The organism is Promineifilum sp. (SeqCode), from assembly GCF_041918635.1.
GTDB lineage: Bacteria > Chloroflexota > Anaerolineae > Promineifilales > Promineifilaceae > Promineifilum.
In genome coordinates, this window is sequence record NZ_JAYRVJ010000326.1 from 1 (window position 1) to 4,063 (window position 4,063).

Genomic DNA, 4,063 nt, shown 5'->3' on the forward strand with positions numbered 1-4,063 from the left:
AGAAAAGCGGATAAGAGGAACACAGAGTAAGAGGAACACAGAGAGACACGGAGATCACACAGAGATAAGGAAACTCTGCGTAATCTGCGTAATCTGCGGATTATTTCTTTACCCGCCGGCGGGCGTTGAGCCAGTGGACAAACGCCGCCCCCAGCGCCAGCGTGCCGACCACGAAGGCCAGCACAAACCCCAGCACCGGCACGCCCCGCGCCGCCTGAAAGAGAATCACGCCCACGAGAACGTAGAGGAACTGCGTCAAGGGGCCGGGCGACTTCAGGCCGGCGGCCGACAGCAGCGCCCGGCCGAGCCAATGGCCGGCGATGAGCCAGGCGATGATGTAGGTGAAGAACAGGAAGGCGAACAGGGCAAAGAGCCAGAAGCTCGCCGTCAGGCCCAGCACGGCCGCCGTGTACTGGCCGAAGGTGACCAGGCTGAAAAGCAGCGTCACCAGCACGATGAGCATGAGGCCGACGAGAAGCGCGGCCGGGAAGAAGAGCAGGTAGATGAGCAGGCCCCAGCCCAGGCTGGGCAGGGGACGCCGCTGCAACGTGTCGCTCAGGGCGGGCAGGAAGCGCGGCGCGACGGCGATGAGGAGGACGGCCACCAGCAGCAGGCCGATGCCCTGGCCGATGCGGTTGGACAGCCACAGCGGCAGGCCGAACGCGCCGGTCGCCGCCGCGGCGGCTGCCGCCGCGTCCTCGGCCGTGGACTCGCGGGCCAGCATCTGGCCGCCGATCTGCGCCTGCGGCCCGACGGTCAGGCCAGGCTCCAGCGTCTCGATGTTGGCCGGCATGTTGGGTACGAAGCGCATCCAGTCGCCGCCGCCCTGGCCGGCCACCTGGCCGACGACGTTGCCGCCGACCTGGCCGTTGATGGTCGCCGCGTTGGCGTTGACGTTCAGATCGCCGCGCACCAGGCCGTCGTGCAGGACTTGCGCCCCGCCGAAGTAGAGGCTGCGCTCGACCTGGCTGTCCGGCCGGGTGGCCAGGCTGTAGCCGCCGAAGAAGAGGTTGCGGCCGACCACAGCCCCTTCCTCCAGCGTCAGCGCGTACGCCCCGCTGTAGAGGCTGCCGTCGATCTGGCCGAACACGTCCACCGTCTGGCCGGTCAGCATGGCGCTGCCGTTGACCGTGCCGTGCACGACGACGAGCGTGCCGCTGGCGAACAGGTCGCCGGTGATGGTTCCGTTGACCTCGATGGTGCGGGCGGAGATGAACAGGTCGTCGTCGATGACCTCGTCGGCGGCGATGACGACGGTGTCGCCGCTGCGAAACTCGGCTGCCCGCGCCGGGGCGACCCGCGGGCCGAACAGAGCCGCCACTAACAGGACACTTATAATAGGTAGAACCAGTCGCTTCCGCATGACGAACCTCCTTCGATGCACGGTTCTAGCAGTGTCCATACTGTACGTCAAACGGGGCGGAAATGGTACGTTGATGACGCAGATTCCGCTGATTGACGCTGATAAGAATCTGGCTTTTATCTTATCAGCGTCGATCTGCCCAATCAGCGTCATCAGCGTACCATTCTTCCGTGCCAGAAATTGAATAGCGTCGCTCCGACCCGGCATGGTATGCTGTTTGCAGGCCCCCGCCCGCACCGCTGACCCACCGACGGAGAAGAAGCAAGAGAGAGACAGAGAGACGCAGAGGGTGGACACAGAGGGACGCGGAGCAAGATCGTCCTTCCTCTGGGTAGCTCAGTCTGTCCTCTGTGTCTCTCTGTGTTCCTCTTATCCACCTCCCAAGAGGACAGGAACAGGAGTTGCTATGCGAAACAAGACGCTCTGCTCCTTCACCACTCGCCGCGGCGTTCCCTGCCGCAATGTGGCCCGCCCCGGCAGCGACCCGCCCGCATGCTACTATCACGCCCAACAGCCGGCCGCCGGTGCGTCTCCGGCCCCGGCGTTCCACCTGCCCCGGCTGACGGCTGAGGAAGTGGCCGCGCTGGTGGGCGGCGGGCTGGCCGCCGACGACCTGCGCTCGGAGCTGGCGCTGGTGCGCTTCGTCCTGAGCCGGCTGCTGGGCGCGCTGACCGCGACCGACGACCTGTCGCCGGAAGAGCAGCGCCGCCTGTCCGCCCTGACCTTCGATGGCGCGCGCACCGTCGCCCGCCTGCTGGCCCAACAGGCCGGCCGGGCCGGCGAAACGCAGACGTGGCTGGCCGGGGCGCTGGAGGAACTGGGCAAGCAACATGGCATTTCCCTCTGATCCCCCTGCTCCCACGACGACGCACTACGCCGCCGGCTACGTGCTGGACGACATCGAGCGCTTCTCCCGCCTGGTCATTGGCCTGCCGCTCTATGAGTACCAGGTGGAGCCGCTGCGGGCCGTCATCGACTCCGTGTTGCACCGGCGCGGGCGGGAGTTCCTGCTCGTCTTCCCGCGCCAGTCGGGCAAGAACGAGGCGGTGGCGCACCTGCTGGTCTACCTGCTGGCCGTCATGCAGCGGCGCGGCGGTCAGATCGTCTACGGCGCGGTCGGCGACGGGCTGGGGCGCGGCATGCGCCGGCTGGAGGAGCGGCTGGAGACGCCCTGGACGAGCGGGCGTTGGCGGCGGGGCGGTCGGCCCACCCGCTACCGGCTGGGCGCGGCGTCGGTCGTCTTCCTGAGCAGCCACCCCCAGGCCGCCAGCCGCGGCGAGACGGCCGACCACCTGCTGGTCATCGACGAGGCCCAGGATCAGGACGCGGCCCACATCGAGGCCGTCTTCACCCCCATGCGCGCCGCCCACAACGCCACGGCGCTCTACCTGGGCACGGTGCGGCTGACGACCGACTTCCTGTGGGCCAAGAAGGCCGAACTGGAGAGCCTGACCGCGGTCGACGGCGTGCGGCGCGTCTTCCTGGTCGGGCCGGAGGCGGTGACGGCCGAGAACGCCGACTACGCCGCCTTCCTGGCCGAGCAGGTGCGCCGCCACGGCCGCCATCACCCCATCGTCGCCGCCGAATACTTCCTGGAGCCGGCCGACGGCGCGGGCGGTCTCTTCCCGCCCTGGCGGGCGGCCCTGATGCGCGGCCGGCATACTCGCCTCGCCACTCCGCGGCCGGACGAGCTGTACGTCGCGACGGTCGATCTGGCCGGGCAGGACGAGGGCGCGACCGAGGCGGGCGGGCGGCTGCGCAACCCCGGCCGCGACTACACCGTCGCCACCATCTTCCGCGTAGAAACCGAGTTTCTCGACAGAAACTCGGTTTCTACCGGTCCGGTCTACGAGGCGGTGGATGTGTTCGTGGATCAGGGGTCGCGCCACTTCCAGGACGCGCCGGGCCGGGCGCGACTGGCCGACCGGCTGCTGGCCTACCTGCGCCGCTGGAACGTGGCCCACACCCTGCTGGACGCTTCCGGCGTGGGCCAGGGGTTGGCCGACTGGCTGGGCGACCGGCTGGGGCGCGACCACGTGACGGGCTACGTGCTGGGCGGCCAGAGCGCCAAGGCGCGGCTGGGCAGCGACTTCCTGGCCCTCATCGACACCGGCCGCTTTCGATATTGGGACGGCGACGACGAGCCGCTGCACGATGGCTGGTGGTTCTGGCAGCAGGTAGCGGCCTGCGCCTACAGCCTGCCCGGCGCGGGCCGCTTCGACCGCGACCTGCGCTGGGGCGTGCCGGCCGGGGCGCGCGTCGCCACGGCGCGGGGCGTGGAATGCCTGCACGACGATCGGCTGCTATCGGCGGCGCTGGTGGCCGAAGTGGAGGCGCGGCGGGCGCGCGGGGCGCTGCTGCTCGGCCGCTCCACCAGCCGCGTTGTGGCCGGCCGCGACCCGCTGTTATGACGATTGGGTGAGGTGCAACCCACTTCAGAAAGTGGGTTGCACCTGTGCTTGGCTCTGTTCTCCCCCGCTCCCCCGCCCCCCGCTGTTATGCCAAGTGTAAGGCTCAGCGGCTATCCTGTCTGGGTGATACGGCGCAACCCCTTCATCACTCCCGGCCCCTCGCGCGCGCCGCTGGCTGCCCGCTTGGCCCCGGCCCTCCTGCTCCTGCTGGCCGCTCTGGTCGCGGCGGCGCTCGCCGCGGCCGAGCCGGCCGGCCTGACCCGCTACGTCGCCCCCGGCGGGGCGGACG

At 69.4% G+C, this 4,063-nt stretch carries 3 protein-coding genes; 2 read left to right on the top strand and 1 reads right to left on the bottom strand.

Annotation, left to right across the window (positions count from 1 at the left end; all coding sequences use genetic code 11):
- Positions 1-100 precede the first annotated feature (100 nt).
- The gene (locus ACE3UY_RS10435; protein ID WP_374687470.1) at positions 101-1,363 is read right to left on the bottom strand and encodes a polymer-forming cytoskeletal protein; all 1,263 of its coding nucleotides are present in this window, start codon (positions 1,361-1,363) and stop codon (positions 101-103) included.
- 406 nt (positions 1,364-1,769) lie between these two features.
- On the opposite strand from ACE3UY_RS10435, the gene ACE3UY_RS10440 reads away from it, so the two are divergent.
- Both ACE3UY_RS10440 and ACE3UY_RS10445 read left to right on the top strand, forming a co-directional pair.
- Positions 1,770-2,210, top strand: a complete 441-nt coding sequence (locus tag ACE3UY_RS10440; RefSeq protein ID WP_374687471.1) for a hypothetical protein — start codon at positions 1,770-1,772, stop codon at positions 2,208-2,210.
- On the top strand, positions 2,194-3,774 hold the full coding sequence (locus ACE3UY_RS10445) for a hypothetical protein (protein WP_374687472.1): 1,581 nt from the start codon (positions 2,194-2,196) through the stop codon (positions 3,772-3,774). Before ACE3UY_RS10440 ends, ACE3UY_RS10445 begins: the two co-directional genes overlap by 17 nt.
- Positions 3,775-4,063 lie beyond the last annotated feature (289 nt).